The sequence below is a fragment of the Pseudodesulfovibrio indicus genome (assembly GCF_001563225.1).
In the GTDB taxonomy this organism is placed as follows: domain Bacteria; phylum Desulfobacterota; class Desulfovibrionia; order Desulfovibrionales; family Desulfovibrionaceae; genus Pseudodesulfovibrio; species Pseudodesulfovibrio indicus.
The window spans coordinates 2883542-2905000 of the sequence record NZ_CP014206.1 but is presented as its reverse complement, the minus strand read 5'-3'; the positions used below and the strand labels follow the sequence as shown (position 1 = coordinate 2905000).

General features: G+C 60.6%; 18 protein-coding genes, 1 tRNA gene, 2 rRNA genes and 1 pseudogene (1 of these 22 running past the window's edge). 18 read left to right on the top strand and 4 right to left on the bottom strand.

The genetic code is table 11. From position 1 onward, the window contains the following. The 3 genes from AWY79_RS13205 to AWY79_RS13195 form a co-directional block, all read left to right on the top strand. Window positions 1-2258 (top strand): 23S ribosomal RNA (locus AWY79_RS13205); it begins 680 nt to the left of the window's first position. A 65-nt stretch (window positions 2259-2323) separates the two neighbouring features. Continuing rightward, window positions 2324-2438 (top strand): 5S ribosomal RNA (rrf, locus tag AWY79_RS13200). 600 nt (window positions 2439-3038) lie between these two features. Beyond that, on the top strand, window positions 3039-3674 hold the full coding sequence (locus AWY79_RS13195; RefSeq protein ID WP_066807242.1) for a TetR/AcrR family transcriptional regulator: 636 nt from the start codon (window positions 3039-3041) through the stop codon (window positions 3672-3674). Between the two features lie 48 nt (window positions 3675-3722). Here AWY79_RS13195 and AWY79_RS13190 read toward each other — a convergent pair whose 3' ends face one another. Continuing rightward, the gene (locus AWY79_RS13190) at window positions 3723-4115 is read right to left on the bottom strand and encodes a Ros/MucR family transcriptional regulator (RefSeq protein ID WP_066804804.1); all 393 of its coding nucleotides are present in this window, start codon (window positions 4113-4115) and stop codon (window positions 3723-3725) included. A 287-nt stretch (window positions 4116-4402) separates the two neighbouring features. Between AWY79_RS13190 and AWY79_RS13185 the strand changes: the two genes are divergently transcribed. The 11 genes and pseudogenes from AWY79_RS13185 to AWY79_RS13140 all read left to right on the top strand — a co-directional run bounded on the left by AWY79_RS13185 (window position 4403) and on the right by AWY79_RS13140 (window position 15417). Further along, on the top strand, window positions 4403-4840 hold the full coding sequence (locus tag AWY79_RS13185) for a hypothetical protein (protein ID WP_066804802.1): 438 nt from the start codon (window positions 4403-4405) through the stop codon (window positions 4838-4840). A gap of 131 nt (window positions 4841-4971) precedes the next feature. After that, window positions 4972-5220: pseudogene (locus tag AWY79_RS19410) on the top strand (MerR family transcriptional regulator); the annotation flags it as partial. Window positions 5221-5337: 117 nt separating this feature from the next. Beyond that, complete coding sequence (locus AWY79_RS19405) at window positions 5338-5901, top strand: MerR family transcriptional regulator (protein ID WP_233491063.1); 564 nt, start codon at window positions 5338-5340, stop codon at window positions 5899-5901. A gap of 125 nt (window positions 5902-6026) precedes the next feature. Next, on the top strand, window positions 6027-6455 hold the full coding sequence (locus AWY79_RS13175) for a hypothetical protein (protein WP_066804797.1): 429 nt from the start codon (window positions 6027-6029) through the stop codon (window positions 6453-6455). Between the two features lie 99 nt (window positions 6456-6554). Further along, window positions 6555-7934, top strand: a complete 1380-nt coding sequence (gene thiD / locus AWY79_RS13170) for a bifunctional hydroxymethylpyrimidine kinase/phosphomethylpyrimidine kinase (RefSeq protein ID WP_066804794.1) — start codon at window positions 6555-6557, stop codon at window positions 7932-7934. Between the two features lie 71 nt (window positions 7935-8005). Beyond that, a tRNA-Leu gene (locus AWY79_RS13165) sits at window positions 8006-8090 on the top strand. A 52-nt stretch (window positions 8091-8142) separates the two neighbouring features. Beyond that, window positions 8143-9630 carry a trigger factor gene (gene tig, locus AWY79_RS13160; protein ID WP_066804791.1) on the top strand — a complete coding sequence of 496 codons (1488 nt, stop codon included), beginning with the start codon at window positions 8143-8145 and terminating at the stop codon, window positions 9628-9630. Between the two features lie 274 nt (window positions 9631-9904). Then, complete coding sequence (clpP, locus tag AWY79_RS13155) at window positions 9905-10513, top strand: ATP-dependent Clp endopeptidase proteolytic subunit ClpP (RefSeq protein ID WP_066804788.1); 609 nt, start codon at window positions 9905-9907, stop codon at window positions 10511-10513. Between the two features lie 5 nt (window positions 10514-10518). Continuing rightward, entirely contained in the window at window positions 10519-11772 is a 1254-nt protein-coding gene (gene clpX, locus AWY79_RS13150) for an ATP-dependent Clp protease ATP-binding subunit ClpX (RefSeq protein WP_066804786.1), read from the top strand. 111 nt (window positions 11773-11883) lie between these two features. After that, window positions 11884-14346, top strand: a complete 2463-nt coding sequence (lon, locus tag AWY79_RS13145; RefSeq protein WP_066804784.1) for an endopeptidase La — start codon at window positions 11884-11886, stop codon at window positions 14344-14346. An 87-nt stretch (window positions 14347-14433) separates the two neighbouring features. Beyond that, complete coding sequence (locus AWY79_RS13140; RefSeq protein ID WP_066804781.1) at window positions 14434-15417, top strand: ADP-ribosylglycohydrolase family protein; 984 nt, start codon at window positions 14434-14436, stop codon at window positions 15415-15417. Here the strand turns inward: AWY79_RS13140 and AWY79_RS13135 are convergent. The 3 genes from AWY79_RS13135 to AWY79_RS13125 all read right to left on the bottom strand — a co-directional run bounded on the left by AWY79_RS13135 (window position 15414) and on the right by AWY79_RS13125 (window position 17999). Beyond that, entirely contained in the window at window positions 15414-15941 is a 528-nt protein-coding gene (locus tag AWY79_RS13135) for a hypothetical protein (protein ID WP_133987361.1), read from the bottom strand. The two genes, AWY79_RS13140 and AWY79_RS13135, sit on opposite strands and share 4 nt — an antisense overlap. Before the next feature lie 108 nt (window positions 15942-16049). Continuing rightward, on the bottom strand, window positions 16050-17405 hold the full coding sequence (locus AWY79_RS13130) for a M23 family metallopeptidase (protein WP_078063777.1): 1356 nt from the start codon (window positions 17403-17405) through the stop codon (window positions 16050-16052). A gap of 162 nt (window positions 17406-17567) precedes the next feature. Beyond that, complete coding sequence (locus AWY79_RS13125) at window positions 17568-17999, bottom strand: CBS domain-containing protein (protein ID WP_066804775.1); 432 nt, start codon at window positions 17997-17999, stop codon at window positions 17568-17570. A gap of 169 nt (window positions 18000-18168) precedes the next feature. Between AWY79_RS13125 and AWY79_RS13120 the strand changes: the two genes are divergently transcribed. The 4 genes from AWY79_RS13120 to pgsA are packed head-to-tail and all read left to right on the top strand — an operon-like array spanning window position 18169 to window position 21342. Next, window positions 18169-18810, top strand: coding sequence for a protein-L-isoaspartate(D-aspartate) O-methyltransferase (locus tag AWY79_RS13120; RefSeq protein ID WP_066804772.1), 642 nt, complete (start codon window positions 18169-18171; stop codon window positions 18808-18810). Window positions 18811-18818: 8 nt separating this feature from the next. Next, entirely contained in the window at window positions 18819-19790 is a 972-nt protein-coding gene (locus tag AWY79_RS13115) for a DUF368 domain-containing protein (protein ID WP_066804769.1), read from the top strand. 46 nt (window positions 19791-19836) lie between these two features. Then, the gene (locus tag AWY79_RS13110) at window positions 19837-20742 is read left to right on the top strand and encodes an Mrp/NBP35 family ATP-binding protein (protein WP_078063776.1); all 906 of its coding nucleotides are present in this window, start codon (window positions 19837-19839) and stop codon (window positions 20740-20742) included. Window positions 20743-20751: 9 nt separating this feature from the next. Beyond that, complete coding sequence (gene pgsA / locus AWY79_RS13105) at window positions 20752-21342, top strand: CDP-diacylglycerol--glycerol-3-phosphate 3-phosphatidyltransferase (RefSeq protein ID WP_066804763.1); 591 nt, start codon at window positions 20752-20754, stop codon at window positions 21340-21342. Window positions 21343-21459: the final 117 nt, after the last annotated feature.

Sequence of the window (21459 nt, the reverse complement as noted above, 5' to 3'; positions counted from 1 at the left end):
GTCTGAATAGGGCGTCAAGTACTGCGGATTAGACCCGAAGCCGGGTGATCTATCCATGAGCAGGCTGAAACTTGAGTAAAATCAAGTGGAGGGCCGAACCAGTATCGGTTGAAAACGATTTGGATGACTTGTGGATAGGGGTGAAAGGCCAATCAAACCCGGTGATAGCTGGTTCTCTCCGAAATATATTGAGGTATAGCGTCACATTAGTTTGCCGGAGGTAGAGCACTGACAGGGCTAGGGGCCCCACCAGGTTACCAACCCCTATCAAACTCCGAATGCCGGTAAATGATGTGTGGCAGTCAGGCTATGGGTGCGAAGGCCCGTGGCCGAAAGGGAAACAGCCCAGACCAACAGCTAAGGTCTCGAAATCAATGCTAAGTGGGAAAGGTGGTGGAGTTGCTGATACATCCAGGAGGTTGGCTTAGAAGCAGCCATCCTTTAAAGAAAGCGTAATAGCTCACTGGCCTAGCGATTCTGCGCCGAAAATGTAACGGGGCTAAGCATTGTACCGAAGCTTTGGGTTCACAGCTTGCTGTGAGCGGTAGGAGAGCGTTCTCAGATGGGATGAAGGTAAACCGTGAGGTTTGCTGGACTAATGAGAAGTGAATATGCTGGCATGAGTAACGATAAAATAAGTGAGAAACTTATTCGCCGTAAACCTAAGGTTTCCTGGGTAAAGCTAATCTTCCCAGGGTAAGTCGGCCCCTAAGGCGAGGCAGAAATGCGTAGTCGATGGGAAACAGGTTAATATTCCTGTACATGTATACGTGTGCGATGGAGGGACGCAGGAGGATAGACGGTCCGGGTGTTGGATATCCCGGTGCAAGCGAGTAGGGTTGAACTGTAGGCAAATCCGCAGTTCTAGATGCCTGAGACGTGATGCCGTGTCATTAAACTGACTGAAGCCGTTGATTCCATGCTGCCAAGAAAAGCTTCTAAGTTTAGCGTATGCATACCGTACCGCAAACCAACACAGGTAGGTGGGTCGAGCAGACCAAGGCGCTTGAGAGAACTCTGGTTAAGGAACTCGGCAAAATGACCCCGTAAGTTCGCGAGAAGGGGTGCTCGATTCCGTGACCATTTAGCTATGTGAGCGGATTTGAGACGCAGGAATCGGGGGGGGCGACTGTTTACTAAAAACATAGGTCTCTGCTAAGTCGTAAGACGATGTATAGGGACTGACGCCTGCCCGGTGCTGGAAGGTTAAGAGGTGGGGTTAGCGCAAGCGAAGCTCTAAATCGAAGCCCCAGTAAACGGCGGCCGTAACTATAACGGTCCTAAGGTAGCGAAATTCCTTGTCGGGTAAGTTCCGACCTGCACGAATGGCGTAACGATCTCCCCGCTGTCTCAACCAGAGACTCAGTGAAATTGAATTCCCGGTGAAAATGCCGGGTACCCGCGGAAGGACGGAAAGACCCTGTGCACCTTTACTGCAGCTTGACATTGGTATTTGATTAATGATGTGTAGGATAGGTGGGAGACTTTGAAGCGTGTACGCCAGTATGCGTGGAGTCACCCTTGAAATACCACCCTTTATTACTTAGATATCTAATCCATAACCGTTATCCGGTGTGGAGACATTGTCTGGTGGGTAGTTTGACTGGGGCGGTCGCCTCCTAAAATGTAACGGAGGCTTGCAAAGGTTCCCTCAGGCTGATTGGAAACCAGCCGTTGAGTGCAAAGGCATAAGGGAGCTTGACTGTGAGAGAGACATCTCGAGCAGGAACGAAAGTTGGTCTTAGTGATCCGGTGGTTCCGAATGGAAGGGCCATCGCTCATAGGATAAAAGGTACGCCGGGGATAACAGGCTGATCGCGTCCAAGAGTTCACATCGACGACGCGGTTTGGCACCTCGATGTCGGCTCATCACATCCTGGGGCTGAAGCAGGTCCCAAGGGTACGGCTGTTCGCCGTTTAAAGTGGTACGCGAGCTGGGTTTAAAACGTCGTGAGACAGTTTGGTCCCTATCCTCCGTGGGCGTAGGAGAATTGAAGAGGGTCTGCCCCTAGTACGAGAGGACCGGGGTGGACGAACCTATGGTGTTCCTGTTGTCACGCCAGTGGCACTGCAGGGTAGCTATGTTCGGAAAGGATAACCGCTGAAAGCATCTAAGCGGGAAGCCCGCCTCAAGATTAATTCTCCCTGGACTTATGTCCCTGAAGATCCCTTGAAGACTACAAGGTTGATAGGCTGGAGGTGTAAGCAGCGTGAGCTGTTCAGCTGACCAGTACTAATAGATCGTGCGGCTTATTTAACAACTAATGGAATTCTCTCTTCTCCCTATTGACTATATATTCGAACTCTACGTTCACCAAATTTTCTTGGTGGCCAAAGAGGAGGGGGTACACCCGGTCCCATTCCGAACCCGGTAGTTAAGCCCTCCATCGCCGATGATACTGCATGGTAGCGTGTGGGAAAGTAGGTCGCCGCCAAGGAATATTTCAAGCCCCCAGTCTCTGACTGGGGGCTTTTGTTTTGCCCGGCGGGCGGCGGCTTCCGAGAGCAGGCCATCCGCCCATTTCCCGAAAGAGCGGGTGGTCCTCACGTATGACCTAATACGCTGCGTTCACCCGCCCATTCGAAAAATGACCGGCTGACCCATTCTCGAAAGCCTTGTCCGTGCGGACGCGGGGAGAGAGCCGCTGTTGGTGCGCCAGGAAGGCCGGTGAGCGGGTACCGGTGTTCTCTGGTGCCAAGGAGCCGTGTCAGAGGGGACGGTCGACTTTCCCTTTTTCGAGGGAAGCCGTTGGAGGCACCAACACGTTGTGATCCCGTTCCTGAGAAGCGCACCTTCGACCAGCTCTTCAAAGCACCGAACCATGGGGCTCTGACGGATGAGTGCGCGGCATTGGGCGCTCATCCCAAAGGGACGAGCGTGAGGAGAGCCTGGTGGCCGAATTGAAGGCCTATGCTTGGATGCAGTGGGCGGAAGGGCGTCTCATCTCGGATTTAAGGTGATTCTCATTGCTGATGGCGTGTTCGTTTGCGATACTGAAACAAGCGACGACCATTACTATAAGAAAAGGGGAGGAACCGTGGCACATCTCAATGCGGTACCAAAGGTCATTCCCATTCGGAATAAGGAGATCACCAAGGAGAAGCTGGTCAAGGCCGTCGGCAAGGTCATTGCCGAGGTTGGATTCCAGCGTCTAGGGGTGAATCAGATCGCTCGCGAGGCGGGCGTGGACAAAAAACTTATCTACCGCTACTTCAGCGGGTTGCAGGGGCTGGTTGCCGAATACGGCCGGACCCTGGAGTTCTGGCCCTCGGGAGAGGAGCTCATGGGCGGTGACAGCGAATCCATCCGGAGTCTGCCGCCGAACAAGCTCTTTTCGCTCTTCTTCAAGCGCTATCTGCGGGCGATTCTACGACGTCCCCTGACGTTGGAGATCCTTGCTTGGGAGGCTATCGAGCGAAACGATCTGACCCGCGCCCTGGAGGAGAACCGAGTCAGGACCGCCCTGGAGTTCTTCGAGCTGATGGATGAGGACCCGCCGGAAGAGGTGGATTTGACTGCACTGGTGTTGATCATGGCCGGTGCCATGAACTTCCTTGCCGTCCGTTCCAGGAAGCACCGTACCCTTGGCGGGGTGTCGCTTCAATCCGAGGAAGGGTGGAAGCGCATCGAGGACACCGTGGATCTGATGCTCGAACGAACGCTCAAGAAATAAAAAAAGAGGCCCGGAATTCTGTTCCGGGCCTCTTTGCTTTTGGTGGGGCTATTTGTTCTTGCCGCGTTTGGTCCAAAGCTGCATCTCCTTCATCTTCTTGCGACGCTCGCGCTGAAGGGATTTGCAGACCAGGGGGAGTTTCTTCTTGTACCCGTAATGCTCGCGGTATTCTTCCGGAGTCATGTTGTGGGTGGACAGATGCTTCTTGGTCAGGACCTTGAATGATTTTCCGCATGCACAGCAAAGGATGGACTTCTCACGGATGGCCTTTTGCGGATCAACGGTGGCCGGGGCGGCACTCTCAAGAACCTCGCCCTCGGCAATGGCTTTGATGCCGGCAGCCAGTTTCTGCACCATGGAAGTGATTTCTTCCTCCGTCATGGTGCGGACACCAGCCTGCGCTTTGACGATCTCCAATGCTTCTTGCAGATAATCTTCCATCGCAAACTCCTTGATGAATGGTTTTCAGGTCATGTAGTCAATACAACGGCATTCACTGGATCATAGTTGTTATATAAAAGTTCAATCACTTTTGTATTCTATCCGTCATTCAATTCAGTGTGTCAAGTTAATACGTATTACAAGTTAAGAATTATATGTCCTCTAATGGGAGGCAGGCTTTTGCCCGGACAAAACCGCCACCACTCTTGATTCCTCAGTCAGTGTTTAGTATAGGATCAAAAGTTGAGGCGAGGAGATCGAAGCAAGTAAATACAATGGAGAACGATATGAGTGCCGAAGGTAACAAGGTTCACAAGTTAGAGACCGTCAAATCCGGCGAGTCCGCGGAATGCGAGCGCCAGATTGCCGGTGAGGCTGCAACCAACAAGGACATGAGCAAGGTGGCGATCGTCGTGTCGCTGCTCGTCGTGGTCCTGTTGGTCATCTTTTTCTTCGGCATGAACCGAAACATTGCCGGGTTGACCGAAGAGGTGAAGAGCCTCGGCGAAATGCGCAACGATATTTCCACCCTGGACCAGCGCATGGTGCAGATGGAGGAGGGCGTCCCGGTCCAGATGAAAAAGCTGCTGGCCCACGGCATGGTCAATGAGATGGCCATGAAGGCCGCCTACCTCGGCAACACTCTCGAAGACCAGCAACTTCGGGATCGGATGCAGGAGATTCTGCAGTCCCTCAAGGAAGTCCGGGGAGAGCTCGAAAAATAGTAATCCGTCTTTCTCGGCAATCGCAAGGGTGCGGCATCGTCAGATGCCGCACCCTTTTTTTGTCCAACGGAATGGTCAGTATTGATCAGTTATAATCAATTTTTTGTTGACAGGCTTGCTGGTTCTCAATTATGAACAAAGTGAAGAATAATGATCAACAAGGCGTTTTCGGCATGAATAAGAAATTTATCAGCTTGAGAGAGGTTGGGAGGCAGTTGGACATACCGCCGTCTACCATCGTCTACTACAAGGATAAATTTGAAAAATATATTCCGTCCGAAGGTGGCGGCGGGCGCCGTACGCGGTATCCCGTCGAGGTGTTGGAGATATTCAGGAGGATTCGAGAGATGTTCAACGACAATTGGTCCACTGAACAAATTGAAAGGGAATTAGCTCTTAAATTCAGTGTGTTATTGAATGATCAACAGCCTGATCAATGTTTTGATCAAGGTGAGCCGAGGGCGGGATTTCAAGAGCTGGCCGGTGTTCTGGCTCGGATGTCCGACGTGCTGGACAACCAGTCGTTGTTCCGGAGCGAGATCCGGTCCCTGCGCGACGAGGTGGCCGCGCTCCGCGCCGAGCGCGAGGCCGAGGCCGGTCGACAGGCGGAGTCGGTCCGGGCGCTGCGTGAAGAGGTCGCCTCGCTGAAGCGCAAGCTTTCCGGCGGGGAGGAGGGGGCGTCCATCGACTTTCCGCCCGCCGAATTCCTGTCCAGCCCGCTGGTCATCCGCTCTGGCGGCGAATTTTTGGGCGTTCAGGGCAAGGGGAACAAGCACTTCTCCCTGGAGGCGTTCGTTCAGCTCATCGAACGCAAGGAATCCGCCATGGTCACCGTGGAGACCTCCTGGAAGAAACAGGACTCCCATTGGGTGTTGGTGGTGCGCGTGGATGACCGCGAGAAGGGCCGGGAGCAGAACATCATCCTTGTGGCCAAGAAGACGATTACGCCCAGCCGGAACATCGTCACCGAGATCATCCGGTTGAACATCGACGGCAACGACGCGCCCGACGCGCTGCTGCTGACCCTGTTCCGCCAGTTGAAGACGGTCTTCAACGGCTAGAATCTGGAATTGATTCAAGCTTCTTCTAGAAAAACTCTTGATTGATTCGGCAGTTTCAATTATATAGCTACTGCCAAATATACTACAGGTAGTCAGTTTCGCCGGTTCACTTTGGAGGAGACGGTATGCCCCAGGTCGCTGCTAGAATTACCCATGATCAGGAAAAGTGGCTCAAGGACTATTTCAAGACCAAGAGCGCCGGCGCCGAGTTCATCCTGCCGTGGGCCGTGGATGTCTTTTTCAAGTCCATCCGCAACGTCTCCAGCGACTTCTCCGTCGCCGAGCTGAAAACCATCCTCGAATCCCACAAGGAAGTGAAGCTGCTGCCCAACCAGTCCAAGCAGGCGTATCTGCTCCTGCGGGTCGAGGAGGCCTGCGACGAGCACAGCGTGCACATCCAGCACGGGGCCAGCAAATCCAATCTCGAAGTGAAACTGCGCCGGTTGACCGACCTCCAGGCCACCGCCCTGATGATCTGGGCCACGGCGTATTGGGTCAGCAAGGCGTGGAACGGCGTCTCCATCGAAGATTACGTCAAGCTTTCCTGCGGCTAAATCGACGGCTTTGACCGTCTCTCCCCCTTTTTTGCTGCGATTGTCGGTTGCAGGTGATATCACCTGCCGATGATCGTTGTTTTTTTTGGAGGCTGAACCATGGACCGAATTCCCTGCATCCTGACCATTGCCGGGTCCGATTCCGGCGGTGGCGCGGGCATCCAGGCCGACATCAAGGCCATCACCATGCTCGGCGGCTACGGCGCGAGCGTGATCACCGCCCTGACCGCCCAGAACACCGCGACCGTGACCGGTATCCACGCCCCGTCCGCCAAGTTCGTGGCCTTGCAGCTCAAAACCGTGCTCGACGACATCCGGGTGGGTGCGGCCAAGACCGGCATGCTGTTTTCCGCCCCCATCATCGAGGCCGTGGCCGGCCTGCTCGGAAACAAGACTTTTCCCCTGGTGGTGGACCCGGTCTGCGTGGCCACCTCCGGGGCCAGGCTGCTCCAGGAGGACGCCGTGGAGGCCATGCGGACCCACATGTTTCCCCTGGCCGATTTGCTGACCCCGAATCTGCCGGAGGCCGAGCTGTTCACGGGCATGAAGATCGAGACCCGCGAAGACGCGTTCACGGCGGCCCGGTTGCTGCTCAAGATGGGGCCCAAGGCGGTGCTCATCAAGGGCGGGCACAACGACTCTCCGGCGGTCACCGACTGGTTCATGGATTCCGGCGGGGAGCCGATTCCGTTCATGCAGCAGCGGGTGGACACCATCTTCACCCACGGCACGGGCTGCACCCTGTCCGCGGCCATCGCCACCGGGCTGGGATTCGGCCTGGATATGGGGGCGGCCATCCTGCGGGCGCAGGAATACCTCAACCTGGCCCTGCGCGCCGGATTCCGGCTGGGGGAGGGGGGCGGACCGCCCAACCACCTCGCGCCGTGGATCAAGGAGCGGGCAAGGGCGTCGGTCCTGGCTTCGGTGGACGACCTGGGCAGGCGGCTCTCCAGCGCCGCCGGGATGCGGGCCATGCTCCCACGCGGCCGGGCAAACGTGGCCGTGGCCGTACCCTTTGCAGACCGGCTTTCGGACGTGGCTGGGTTCTCCGGCGGCTTCATCACCACGGCCAGGGACCAGGTGGACGTGGTCGGCTACCCGGAGTTCGGGAGCTGCCCAAGGACCGCGGCCCTGTTGCTCTCCGCGCGCCGGGTGTGCCCCGGCATGGGGTGCGCCATGACACTGGGGGCCGGGGACGAGCTGCTCCGCGCCCTGGAGGAGCTGGGGGTTGAGATCGCCTGGATGGACCGCGAGAACGCGCCCGCCTATGCGTCGGGCGATTCCGGCGGGTTCGAGGAGTGGGGCGCTTTCGCGGTTCTCTCGTCCCTTGCGGACGCCGGTTCGGTCCGGGCGGTGGGCGATCCGGGCGGCTTTGGTCGGGAGCCGGTGGTCTATTTCCTGGCGGGTGATGTGCATGAACTGCTGGTCGAATTGCGGAAAGTCGCCTCGAAAATGGCCAAAAGCCCCGACGTGATATAGATTTCCGCGCTTCCGGCTCCCCTTTAGGTTGACATATCAGCGAGAGCTTGCTTAAACATCACGTTCTTTTTGCGGGCGTGGCGGAATTGGTAAACGCGCCAGATTTAGGATCTGGTACCTCACGGTTTGGGGGTTCGAGTCCCTCCGCCCGCACCACAAAGTGCCATATTTACGCGCCTGCCCAGGCGTTTTGAGGAGGATACATTCCATGGATTACAAAGTTGAAGAGCTTTCTCCGGTAAAGCGGAAGATCAAGGTCGAAGTTCCCACCGAAGAGGTCAACGCCGCCCTTTCCGCCACCATCGCCCTGTATCGCATGCAGGCTGACGTCAAGGGCTTCCGCAAGGGCAAGGTGCCGTCTTCGGTCATCGAGTCCAAGTTCCGCAAGCAGGTCTACGGCGAAGCCACCACCGACCTGATCAACTACCAGATCAACGAGATCATGAGCGGCCTTTCCATGCAGCCCATGTCCCGGATCGACGTTGATGCCCAGGAACTGGTCCGCGACGAGGACTTCTCCTACTCCATCGAGTTCGAGGTCGCTCCCAAGCTCGACCTGCCCGACTACAAGGGCCGCAAGGTCGAGGAAGTGGACGTGGTCGTGGCCGACGAGGAGGTCACCGAGGTCGAGGAGCGCATCCTCGAGAACAACTCCGAGGTCAAGGTCATCGAGGACGTTCGTCCCGGCGTGGACGGCGAGGTCGTTTCCGTGAGCTTCGGCGCCTACCAGGACGGCAAGATCGTGGACGGCATCCAGGCCGAGAACTTTGACCTGCTGCTCGGCCAGCGCCAGGCCCTGCCCGAGTTCGAGGAGCTGCTCAAGACCCTGTCCTCCGGCGAGTCCGGCGAGACCGACATCACTTTCCCGGCCGACTTCATCAACGAGAACCTGGCCGGTCAGACCGTGACCATGAAGGCCAAGGTCCACGCGGTCAAGGAGCGGGTCAAGCCCGAGATGACCGACTCCGTGGCCCAGAAGGCCGGTTTCAAGGACGTCGAGACCATGCGCAAGGGCATCCGCGAGTCCTACGCCTCCCAGCGCAAGCAGATGAACAAGTCCGCCGCCCAGAGCGAGCTGCTGAACTCCATCATCGCAGAGATCAAGGAATTCCCGCTGCCGCCCTCCATGGTTGAGGACCGCATCGACCGCCTGCTGAAGGACCTGGAATACCGCCTGGACCGCCAGGGCAAGGGCTTCCAGTCCCTGGGCAAGACCCCCGAAGAGCTGCGTGGGGGCTTCCGCGAGGAGGCCGAGACCTCGGTCAAGACCGAGATCTTCCTGCTGGCCGTTGCCGCCGAGGAAGGGTTGGAAATCTCCCCCGAGGAGATCGAGGCCACCCTGTCCCAGCTGGCCGTCCAGTCCCGTCAGCCCCTGCATGAGCTGAAGAAGTACTACGAGGACAACAACCTCATCATGCCGCTGAAGGACCGTCTGCTGTGCGACAAGGCGTCCGAGCTGATCTACGACAGCGCCGATGTGAAGCTGATCCCGGCCCCGACCGACGGCAAGCCCGCCAAGAAGGCCGAGCCCAAGAAGGAAGCCGCTCCCGCCGAAGGCGGAATCCAGTTCCAGGACAAGGCCGAGGCCGTTGAATGGGCCGTGGCCAACCTGGGCCTCAAGGAGTCCACCGCCAAGGGGTACTCCCTGGCCAAGCTCCAGGAGCGCGCCGACAAGTTCCTGGCCGAGAACGCGTAGCCTGTCGAGACAAGACGAATTCGCGGCGGTCCGGACTGTTCCGGGCCGCCGTTTTTTTTCTCGGGGGACCTTGACCCCGGCCGTCGCGTGCCTATGTTGGTACAGGCCCGCCCGGCAAGTTTCCCCTTGTCCTGGCAGGGGAAATATCTCATACTGAAATGACGTGAAACAGAGTGGATATGTGTGCTGATACCCCGTTTCGGGGTGCATGAAGGCTAACGTTTCCCTTTGGATGTCCGATAACCCGCATAAGAGCCTTCTCAAGGAGACGTACATGGTCGCCATTCCGATGGTCATCGAAACTACCGGTCGCACGGAACGTGCGTACGACATCTATTCCCGACTTCTCAAAGACCGGATCATCCTGCTCGGCAGCGCCATCGACGACCACGTGGCCAGCCTCATCTGCGCCCAGCTCCTGTTCCTGGAGTCCGAGGACCCGGAAAAGGAGATCTACATGTACATCAACTCCCCCGGCGGCGTGGTCACCGCGGGCATGGCCATCTACGACACCATGCAGTACATCTCCGCGCCCGTGGCCACCCTCTGCCTGGGCCAGGCCGCCAGCATGGGTTCGCTCCTGCTCGCGGCGGGCGAGAAGGGCATGCGCTACGCGCTGCCGCACAGCCGCATCCTGATTCACCAGCCGCTGGGCGGCGCCCAGGGCCAGGCCTCGGACATCTCCATCCACGCCAGGGAGATCCTGCGCATGAAGGACGAGTTGAACGGCATCCTCGCCGGCCATACCGGGCAGACTTTGGAAAAGATCACCGCGGACACCGACCGCGATTATTTCATGTCGTCCCAGGAAGCCCTCGAATACGGACTCATCGACAAGGTCATGAAGTCCAGGGCGGACGTGGACGAAAGCATCAAGGGTTAAGAGAAATGACCGACAAGAAGAACAGTTCATCCGATCTGTGCTGCTCGTTCTGCAGCAAGACCCAGGTGGAGGTCCAGAGACTGATCGCCGGGCCGGATGTATACATCTGCGACGAGTGCGTCGCGCTGTGCAACGACATCATGGCCCAGGAGACCATCAGCGAGGAGTTCGAGGACGGACGCCTCCTGCCTCCCCAGGAGATCAAGGCGCTGCTCGATCAGTACGTGATCGGCCAGGAACAGGCCAAGAAGATCCTGTCCGTGGCCGTGCACAACCACTACAAGCGCGTCTTCTACGCCGCGGCCAATGCCGGCCCCGACGAGGTGGAGATCGACAAGTCCAACATCCTGCTCATCGGCCCCACCGGGTCGGGCAAGACCCTCCTGGCCCAGACCCTGGCCCGGGTGCTCAAGGTGCCGTTCGCCATCGCCGACGCCACCACCCTGACCGAGGCGGGCTACGTGGGCGAGGACGTCGAGAACATCCTCGTGCAGCTGCTCCAGAACGCCGACTACGACATCGACGCCGCCTCGCGCGGCATCATCTACATCGACGAGATCGACAAGGTCGCCCGCAAGGGCGATTCCCCGTCCATCACCCGCGACGTGTCCGGCGAGGGCGTGCAGCAGGCCCTGCTCAAGATCATCGAGGGCACCGAGGCCAACATCCCGCCCAAGGGCGGGCGCAAGCACCCCCAGCAGGAGTTCATCCGCATGGATACCTCGAACATCCTGTTCATCCTGGGCGGCGCCTTCATCGGCCTGGACAAGATCGTGCAGCAGCGCAAGCAGGGCTCCGGCATGGGCTTCGGCGCCAAGGTCGAGGCCAAGAAGGAGGTCAGCCTGAGCGAGCTGTTCGCCCTGGCCGAGCCCATGGACCTGATCAAGTTCGGCCTGATCCCCGAGTTCGTGGGCCGCATCCCGGTGCAGACCGCCCTGGAGGAGCTCACCGAAGACGATCTGGTGCGCATCCTCACCGAGCCCCGGAACGCGCTCATCAAGCAGTACCACAAGCTGTTCGAGCTGGATAAGGTGGAGCTGACCTTCACTGAAAACGCGCTCCGGGCCATCGCCAAGAAGGCCATCGAGCGCAAGACCGGCGCGCGCGGCCTGCGCAACGTCCTGGAAAAGACCATGCTCGACATCATGTACAAGCTCCCGGCCATGCCCGAGGTGCGCGAGTGCGTGATCAACGAGGCCGTGGTCGAGAAGGACATGGAGCCGCTGCTCATGTACCATCAGGAAGTGAAGTCCGCCTAAGGGACGCCGCCGGATTGACTTTCCGTCCGCGGGCCTTACTTCACTTGCATCGACGACAACCGCTCCCGCAAGCCGGGGGCGATGTCCTATATTCAACCCTCGGAGGAGTCCATGCCGACCTTCAGCTTCGACGGCAAGAAATCCCCTGAAACCCTGACCCTCCCGATGATGTCCCTTCGGGAAGTGGTCATGTTTCCGAAATCCATCGTCCCGCTCTTCGTGGGACGCGAGGCCTCCATCAAGGCCATCGAGACCGCGGTCGCCGACTACGGCAAGCAGATATTCCTGGTCACCCAGAAGTCCCCGGAAAAGGAACATCCCGAAGCGGACGACCTGTACCGCGTGGGCACGGTGAGCAAGATTTTGCAGATGCTGCGGCTGCCCGACGGCACCATCAAGGTGCTGTTCGAGGGCGTCTCCCGGGCGTCCTGGGACCCCGCCACGGACATGATCCCCTATGCCGAGGACGAGGGCGACTACCCCAAGGCGCGGTTCGTCACGCTGCCCGAGGCCCACGCGGATTCCGCGGAGGGGCTGGCGCTGATCCGTGCCGTGCAGGAGTCCCTGGACGAGTTCGGCAAGATCAACAAGAAGGTGGCCCCGGAGGCCATCCTGGCCATGTCCACCATCAAGGATGCGGGCCAGCTCGCCGACCAGGTCATGCCGCACCTCAAGATCGATTTTTCCCGCAAGCAGGAGATCCTGGAGGAGCTCGATCCCATCCGCCGTCTTGAGCGGGTGTACGAGCTGCTGCTCGGCGAGATCGAGATCGTTTCCATCGAGAAGCGCGTCAAGGGGCGCGTCAAGGACCAGATGGAAAAGAACCAGCGCGAGTACTACCTGAACGAGCAGGTCAAGGCGATCAACAAGGAGATGGGCCGCGAGGACGATCCGCAGGCCGAGGCGCAGGAGCTGGAAGCCCAGCTGGACGCCAAGCCCATGTCCGACGAGAACCGCGAACGCGTCCGCAAGGAAATCAAGAAGATGCGGACCATGCAGTCGTCCAGTGCGGAGTACACCGTGGTCCGCAACTACATCGACTGGGTGCTCGACCTGCCGTGGGACAACATCAAGGACGACAAGGACGTGGACATCGCCAAGGCGCGGGAGATCCTCGACGAGGATCACTTCGGCCTTGAGAAGCCCAAGGAGCGCATCCTGGAGTATCTGGCCGTCCAGACCCTGGTGGAGACCATGAAGGGTCCCATCCTCTGCTTCGTCGGCCCTCCCGGCGTGGGCAAGACCTCCATCGCCCGTTCCATCGCCCGCTCCATGGACCGCGAGTTCCTGCGGCTCTCCCTTGGCGGCGTGCGCGACGAGGCGGAGATTCGCGGCCATCGCCGGACCTATGTCGGGGCCATGCCGGGCAAGATCATCCAGTCCCTCAAGCGGGTGCAGTACAACAACCCGGTCATCTGCCTGGACGAGGTGGACAAGATGTCCGCCGATTTCCGGGGCGATCCGTCGGCGGCCCTGCTCGAAGTCCTCGACCCGGAGCAGAACTACGCCTTCAACGACCATTACCTGGACCTCGATTACGACCTGTCCAAGGTCTTTTTCATCACCACGGCCAACAGCCTGGAAGGCATCCCGCTGCCGTTGCAGGACCGCATGGAGATCATCCGGCTGCCCGGCTACCTGGAGACCGAGAAGGTGGAGATCGCCAAGGGGTTCCTGCTGCCCAAGCAGATCAAGCAGCACGGGCTGAAGGAAGACAACCTCAAGGTCTCGGACAACGCCGTCCTGGACATCGTCCGCTACTACACCAAGGAAGCGGGCGTGCGTAACCTGGAGCGCGAGATCGCCTCCATCTGCCGCAAGTCCGCCATGAAGATCGTGGAGGCCGGTGACCGCGACAAGTCCATCCAGATATCCAAGCAGTCCCTGCAGAAGATGCTCGGCGTGACCAAGTACACCTACGGCGAGCGCGAGGCCGAAGCCCAGGTGGGCGTCTGCAACGGGCTGGCCTGGACCCAGCTCGGCGGCGAAATGCTGCTGGTGGAAGTGGTCCTCATGCCCGGCAAGGGCAAGGTGGAGATCACCGGCAAGCTCGGCGACGTGATGCAGGAGTCCGCGCGCGCGGCCGTGTCCTACATCCGGTCCCGGTCCGACCTGCTCGGCCTCAAGCCCGACTTCTACAAGCTCGTGGACATCCATATCCACGTCCCGGACGGCGCCACGCCCAAGGACGGCCCCTCGGCGGGCATCACCCTGACCACGGCGCTCATCTCGGCCCTGTTGAACATCCCGATTCGCAACGACCTTGCCATGACCGGCGAGATCACCCTGCGCGGTCGCGTGCTGCCCATCGGCGGACTGCGCGAGAAGCTGCTGGCCGCCCATCGCGGGCTGATCAAGACCGTGCTCATCCCGGCGGAGAACGAAAAGAACCTGCAGGACGTTCCCAAGGACATCCTCAAGGATCTCGAAGTCATCCCGGTGAAGACCATGGACGAGGTCATCGACAAGGCGTTGGCCGGCGGTCCCAAGACCGTCTGGGTTCGGCAGCACGGCGAGCCGCCCATAGCCGCCGAGCTGCTCAAGGAAGAACACCAGCGGCCCGCCCGCCAGTAGTTCCCGAAGAAATCAGCCAAAAGAAGGGCCGGACGGTTTTGCCGTCCGGCCCTTTTCGTGTATCCTGGGGGGAACCTGGAGGTTTTCATGAGCGAACCCACAATGAAGGAACGTGCCCTGGGCGCCATAGTCGGCATGTACATCGGCGACGCCCTGGGGTTGGGGCCGCACTGGTACTACGACCTGGACGAGCTGCGCGCGGACTACGGCAAATGGATCACGGACTATGCGCCGCCCAAGCCGGGCCGGTATCACGACGGATGCAGGGCAGGGGACGTGTCCCAGACCGGGCAGGTGGCCATGCTGCTGCTCCGCTCCCTGTCCGAGCGGGGCGAGTACGTGGAATCCGACTTTACCGACCGCCTGGACGCGCTGCTCTCGACCCTGGACGGCACCCCGCAGGGCGGTCGGTACACGGATATCGCCATGCGCGAGGTCTGGAAGGCCAGGCGGGAGGGCAAGCCGTGGTCCGAGGCCGCAGGGCTTTCCGACTCGGGCGAGGCCGCCGTGCGCGGGGTCATGCTCGCTGCGCGCTATGCCGACGATCCCCGCACCCTGGCCGCCCACACCATGGCCAACATCCGGCTGACCCACGCCGAGCCCTTCGTGGCGGCCCAATCCCTGGCGTTCGTGCTGTCCGTGTGCCGCCTCATTCGCGGCAAGTCCCTGGAGAAGTCCGGCAAGGCCATGACCGGATGGGCGCAGAAGGAAGTGGACAGGGGGCTGATCGAGGCCTTTCTGCAACCCGCCTTCGTGTACGATGCGGCGGTCGATCCGAACCTGGTAGTGGAGCCGCCCCAGGGTATCGCCCGCATCTACGGGCTGGCCTGTCAGCTCGGCTTCATGCTCCCGGCCGCCTACTGGCTCTCCAGCCGGTTCCCGGACTTCGAGACCGCCGTGCTCACGGCCATCAACGGCGGTGGGAACAACATGGCCCGCGCCTGCCTGACCGGGGCGCTGTCCGGAGCCATGAACGGGATAGGGGGGATTCCCGCGCGGTTCATCGACGGGTTGCGGGACCGGGACCGGATACTGGCCGAAGCCGAGGCCGTGGTCGCGGCTCTGGATTAGCCGGACGTCCCGGAGAACAGGTCCTCAAGGGCCAGGGATGTCAGCAGGGCGTTGTTTCGGAGCATCTGCATGCCCGGGTTGTCGTTCCGGGCCGTCCCGGATTTGTAGCGGTGCTTGACCTCTTCCGGGTCGATGCCCAGGCGGCAGGCCTTTTCGCGGTTCCGTTCCTCGTCCTCATCGTCTCGGCTCTTGGGCAGGTTTTTCGTGGCGGAGGCGAGGCTCGACCGGACCTTCACTCCGGTGATCTTTTCCAGCTCCTGTTCGATCTCCCGGATGCGTTCCCGCTGTTCTTCCGAGGGGTTGCCGTCGGCCATGGCCAGGGTCTGGGCAAGGAGGTTCTGGAGGAAGAGGACGCGCTGCTCCTCCTCGGGCGTGAGCTGTTTGGCGATGGGGATGGGAGAGCCGCCGATTTCGGGGGCCTCGACCTCGGCTTCCTCGCCCACCGCGGTGATGTTCCGTTCCCGCGAGACCAGCCTGGCGAGTCCGCCCGTACCGCCTGAAAAAGTATCGGTCGATATCTGCATGAATGCTCCGTGGGAAAAGAATTCCGTCTCCAGGAGCTTGCAGGAACCGTTCCGGGGCAAGGGCTGCCCACCAAAGGAAGCGGCCCGCTTGAAGCGGGCCGCCGGTGATTACTGTATCTTCGAGGTGATGTTGTGCTTGATCCAGGTCCCGTCCCACCATTCTATGGGTTGGGTCGGGATGCCGGCCACCGTGATCCCGTAGTGCAGATGGTCGCCGCCCGCCAGGCCCGTGGCCCCGGTGTGGGCGATGATCTGGCCCTTGGTGACCATGTCGCCGGGCCCGACGGCCACGGAGGACAGGTGGGCGTACAGGGATTGCAGTCCCAGGCCGTGGTCGATGACCACCACGTTGCCGTAGATGCCGAGGAAGTCCGCATAGACCACGCGTCCGTCGTTGCCCGCCGGGACAGGGGCCTGCTGGGTGGAGGCCAGGTCCAGGCCGAGGTGGGTCTGATGGTCCACCTTCTTGCCCTGATACATGTAGTCGCGGGCGTCGGCGAACCGGGCGCGGTTGGCCGCGTTGGGCAGCCTTACGAAGGTGCCGGACCAGAGCATGACCGGGCTGGTCTGGCGGCTGAACTCCACGAGCTTGGCACGGTTCTGCTTGCGGATTTCGTTGTTGATGTAGAGATACTGGTCGAGCAGGGACCCTTCGTTGGGCACCAGCCCCTGGAATTCCGGGATGGTCTTCTCCATGAATCCATCGGACAGGTTGATCCGGTCGCTGCGGAAGGCGCGGGGGTTGGTGTGGTAGTTGAAGGACCGCCTGGCGCTGTTGCCCGCCGAGTCGGCCGCGATGATGAACGGCTTGAAGTCCTGAGCCGGGACGTCCCAGGGGTGGGCGAACATACAGTAGTAGAGGAAGCGGCCTCCCGAAGCGCCGGGCTGGAGATAGGCGGGGAAGAACCGTTCGCCCAACTGGATGCCGGTCTTGGCCGCCTCTTCGCTCAGGGCGTAGATCATCAGGCCCGCGCCGCCCTGGTTCAGGTTGTTGACCGGGGATTCCACGTAGATGCGGGGCGGGGTGAGGTCGAGGGAATAACTCTTTTCGAGCTTGACCAGCCCGGCCGCTCCGAAGGGATAGAGGGAGGCGTCGCGGGCGGTGACCTCGATGGTGAATTCGCCTTCGGCCAGATTGCTCTTGGCCAGGGTGATGGTTTCCTCATCCTGCATGATGCCGCCGGGGTAGGCCTTGACGGCCAGGGGCGAGCGCTGCCCGTTCTGCACGGCGTAGATGTCCAGCGAACGCAGGCCGCTGCCCGGGTCCTGGACCGTGACGGTCACGATGGACTCCTTGCCGAGCTGCTGCGCGTCGGGGGTGATGGTCACCACCGGCGGGGTGGTGTCGCGGAAAATCATGAAGAGCCCGGCGGCGAGCGCCAGGAGGATGATGACGGCCAGAAGGCCGCCCAGGGGCAGCTTCGGGGTGCTGCGTTTCTTGTTCAGGCTGGTGTCTTTGTTCATGGGTCTTCCTGTGTGATTAATTCTAGATTATTTCTATAATACTCCATGAACGGATACAAGGGGAGATGAAAGAAACCATATCTGTGTATACAATATGCCGGAATAAAAGAAAAAAGCCGCGTGTTACCTGCGCGGCTTTCGCTGTCTCGGGCGGGAAGGGGGCTAGTCCTCGGCGTCCAACCCCTCCATGAGGTTGATGGTCAGGCGCAGGAAATCGGCCTCGGTGACGATGCCCACAAGGAGTCCGTTCTCGACCACGGGCAGGCAGCCGTACTTGTGGTTGAGCAGCAGCTGGGCCGCGTTCTTGAGCGGAGTCCCCGGCTCGACCGAGGTGAGGTCCGTGCGCATGATCTCGTGGATCGGGATGCCGGAGTCGATTTCCTTCTGGGTCTCCGGGTCCAGTCCGGCCAGCTTGGAGATGGTTGCCGAGAGGATGTCCCGGTGGGTGAGCAGCCCGGAAAAGGTGTTGTCCACGGTGACGATGGGGATGTGCCGGATGCGCTGCAGGTTCATCAGCTCGCGGGCCGTGTGCAGCGAATCGTTCTCCCTGAGGGAGAAGACCGGTGACGTCATTAGGTCCCTGACCTTCAGCATAGCTCCTCCTGTTGTCTGTAACTAATCTCCATCAAAGAAGGAAATGTGTCAACAATGGGTGCTTTATTCTCGTTATTATTTACCGGTCGTGTTGACTTGGTGGGTAAAATCTGTTCAGCATCCCGCAGGTGTTTTCCCTCATGGCGCACCGTTATTCCCAGGAGACAGAATGCTTGACCCGGTAAGGCTCAGGGAGCGCATGGTGCGTGACCAGATTCAGGCTCGCGGCGTGACCGACGAGCGCGTGCTCGACGCCATGCGCACGCTGCCGCGCCACCTCTTCGTGGAGGAGGCCCTGGCCTACAAGGCGTACGGCGACGCGCCCCTGCCCATCGGCGAGGGGCAGACCATTTCACAGCCCTACATCGTGGCGCTCATGTCCGAGCTGCTTGAAGTCGAGCCGGGCATGAAGGTCCTGGAGATCGGCACCGGCTCCGGCTACCAGGCGGCGGTCCTGGCCCGTATGGGGGCCGACGTCCACACCGTGGAGCGCATCAAGAAGCTGTTCCACGCCGCGCGCAAGCGGTTCATGGACATGCGCATGTTCTCGGTCAAGCTCAAGCTCGACGACGGGACCATGGGCTGGCCCGAGGAAGCGCCTTTCGACCGGATCATCGTCACCGCCGGAGGCCCGGAGGTTCCCGAGCCCCTGGTGGACCAGCTGGCCGACAACGGCCGCATGCTCATCCCCGTGGGCGAGTCGCGGCGCAACCAGACCCTGGTGCTCGTGGAGAAGCGCGACGGCGAGGTCATCCGCACCGACAAGGGCGGCGTGGCCTTCGTGGACCTCGTGGGCAGCCACGGCTGGTAGGAGAACGCATGCGCGGTTCCCCGTCACTCAAGGAAGCCTTCATGGCCGCTCCCGGCCCGCGTAACACGCGCGAGGCCGTGCTGCTCTGGCTCAAGGGGCTGTGCATGGGCGGGGCGGACATCATCCCCGGCGTGTCCGGCGGGACCATCGCCTTCATCACCGGCATCTACGGCGACCTGGTGGACGCCATACGGTCCTTCGACGGTCTTTTCCTGCGCCGCCTGCTGCGTCTGGACCTGGCCGGGGCGGTGGCCGAAACCCACCTGCGCTTCCTGGCCTGCCTGCTGTTCGGCATCCTGACCGCCATCGTGACCATGGCCTCGCTCATGAACCACCTGCTCAACAACCATCCGGTGGAGATCTGGTCCCTGTTCTTCGGGCTGATCGCGGCCTCCATCTTCGTGGTGGGCAAGGAAATCAAGCCCCTGAACGGCCCCAACCTGGCCCTGGTGGGGCTGGGCGCCGCGGCCAGCTATCTTTTGGTGGGGATGATCCCGGTTTCCACGCCCGAGACCCTGCCGTTCATCTTTCTGTGCGGTTCCATAGCCATCTGCGCCATGATCCTGCCGGGCATCAGCGGGGCGTTCCTGCTGCTCATGCTCGGCAAGTACGAATACGTCACCCGGACCCTCAAGAATCCCTTTATCTGGGACAACTTCGTGGTCATCGCCGCCTTCGGGGCCGGCGCGGTGGTGGGCATCGCTTTGTTTTCCAGAGTGCTCCATTTTCTGTTACAGAGATGGCACGCGGCCACGGTGTCCGTGCTGACCGGATTCATGATCGGGGCGCTCAGAAAGGTCTGGCCCTGGAAAGAAGTCTTGGAATCGGCGGTCATTCGTGGAAAGATGCATGTCCTGCGCACGCAGAACGTGCTGCCGGACGGTTTTGATTCCGGCGTGGCCCTGGCCTTGGCGCTGTGCGTCGCGGGCGTGTGCGTGGTCATCGTGTTGGAGCGGCTGTCGAGAGGCCGCGCGAAATGAATAGGGTCTCCCGCGAGGGAGAAGAGATAAAGAGAGAAATACAGCCATGAGTGAATGCAGTTCCGGTTCCTGCGGCAGCGCGGGAGGTTCTTCCTGCGGCAGCGGTGGGTCCACCAGCGCGAAGATGAAAATCCAGGACGAGATGATCAAGTCCACCCTGGAGAAGATCAAATACAAGCTGTTCATCATGAGCGGCAAGGGCGGGGTGGGCAAGAGCTCGGTTTCGGTCAACGTGGCCGCCGCCCTGGCGGCGCGGGGCTTCAAGGTCGGGCTCATGGACGTGGATATCCATGGTCCCAGCGTGCCGACCCTGCTCGGCATCTCCGGTTGCCTGGAGATCGACCGGGGGTCCCTGATCCTGCCCAAGGAATATAACGACAACCTCCACGTGGTCTCCATGGAGTCCCTGCTCAAGGACCCGGACCAGGCGGTGCTGTGGCGCGGTCCCATGAAGACCTCGGCCATCCGCCAGTTCATCTCCGACGTGCAGTGGGGCGAGCTGGACTTTCTGGTGGTCGATTCCCCTCCGGGCACCGGCGACGAGCCCATGACCGTGCTGAAGACCATTCCGGACGCCCTGTCGGTGGTGGTCACCACCCCGCAGGAGGTTTCCCTGTCCGACGTGCGCAAGTCCATCAATTTTCTTCAGTACGCCAAGGCCCCGATCCTCGGCGTGGTCGAGAACATGTCCGGGCTGGTCTGCCCGCACTGCCACCAGTCCATCGACCTGTTCAAGAAGGGCGGCGGCAGGGCGCTGGCCGAGAAGTACGGCCTCGACTTCCTGGGCGCCATCCCGCTCGATCCGGCCACGGTGGTGGCGGGCGATCTCGGCACCCCGGTGGTCCTGCTCGAAGAGGATTCCTTCGCCAAGAGCGCGTTCATCGAGCTGGCGGACACCATAGCGGAAGCGGCCCAGAAGAGCCTCGAGGCGGCCTCGACAACGAACACCTAGGCGGGAAAGATGGACAGGAAAAAGCTATTCAACCTTCCGAACTGTCTGACCATGGCCCGGATTCTGGCGGCTCCGTTCATCGTGCTGCTGCTCTATTTCGAGATGTGGTTCCAGTTCAAGTTCGGCTCCTACTTCGCCTTCGGCCTGTATTTCCTGGCCTGCGTCACGGACTACTTCGACGGCAAGATCGCGAGGGAGCAGAACGCCATCACCAACCTTGGCAAGTTCCTGGACCCCCTGGCGGACAAGCTGCTCATCGGCTCCGCGCTGATCATGCTCGTCCGGCTCGGACCGGGCTGGGGCGTACCCGCCTGGGTGGTGATCATCATCATCTGCCGCGAGCTGGCGGTCACCGGGATGCGCGCCATCGCCGCCGAGATGGGCGAGGTGGTCGCCGCGGACAAGCTGGGCAAGGCCAAGACCCTGACCCAGTCCCTGTCCCTGGGTTTCCTCATCTTCCACTATCCGCTCTTCGGCTGGGACCCCCGGCCCACGGGGATAGTGCTGTTGTACATAGCCCTGGCGCTGACCGTGGTCTCGGGCGGGAACTACCTGTACAACTTCTACAAGAAGTGGATCTCCGTCCCGGAAGGGGAGTGATTCCCCGGGGCGGCCGGACGGTTCGGGACGGGGTTCCGCGCCGGGCCGCTCTAGAAAATTTTGAGACAAAATCTGGCCCGCCCCTGTGCAGTATAGTCTAACCGTCCGTCGCCGTTG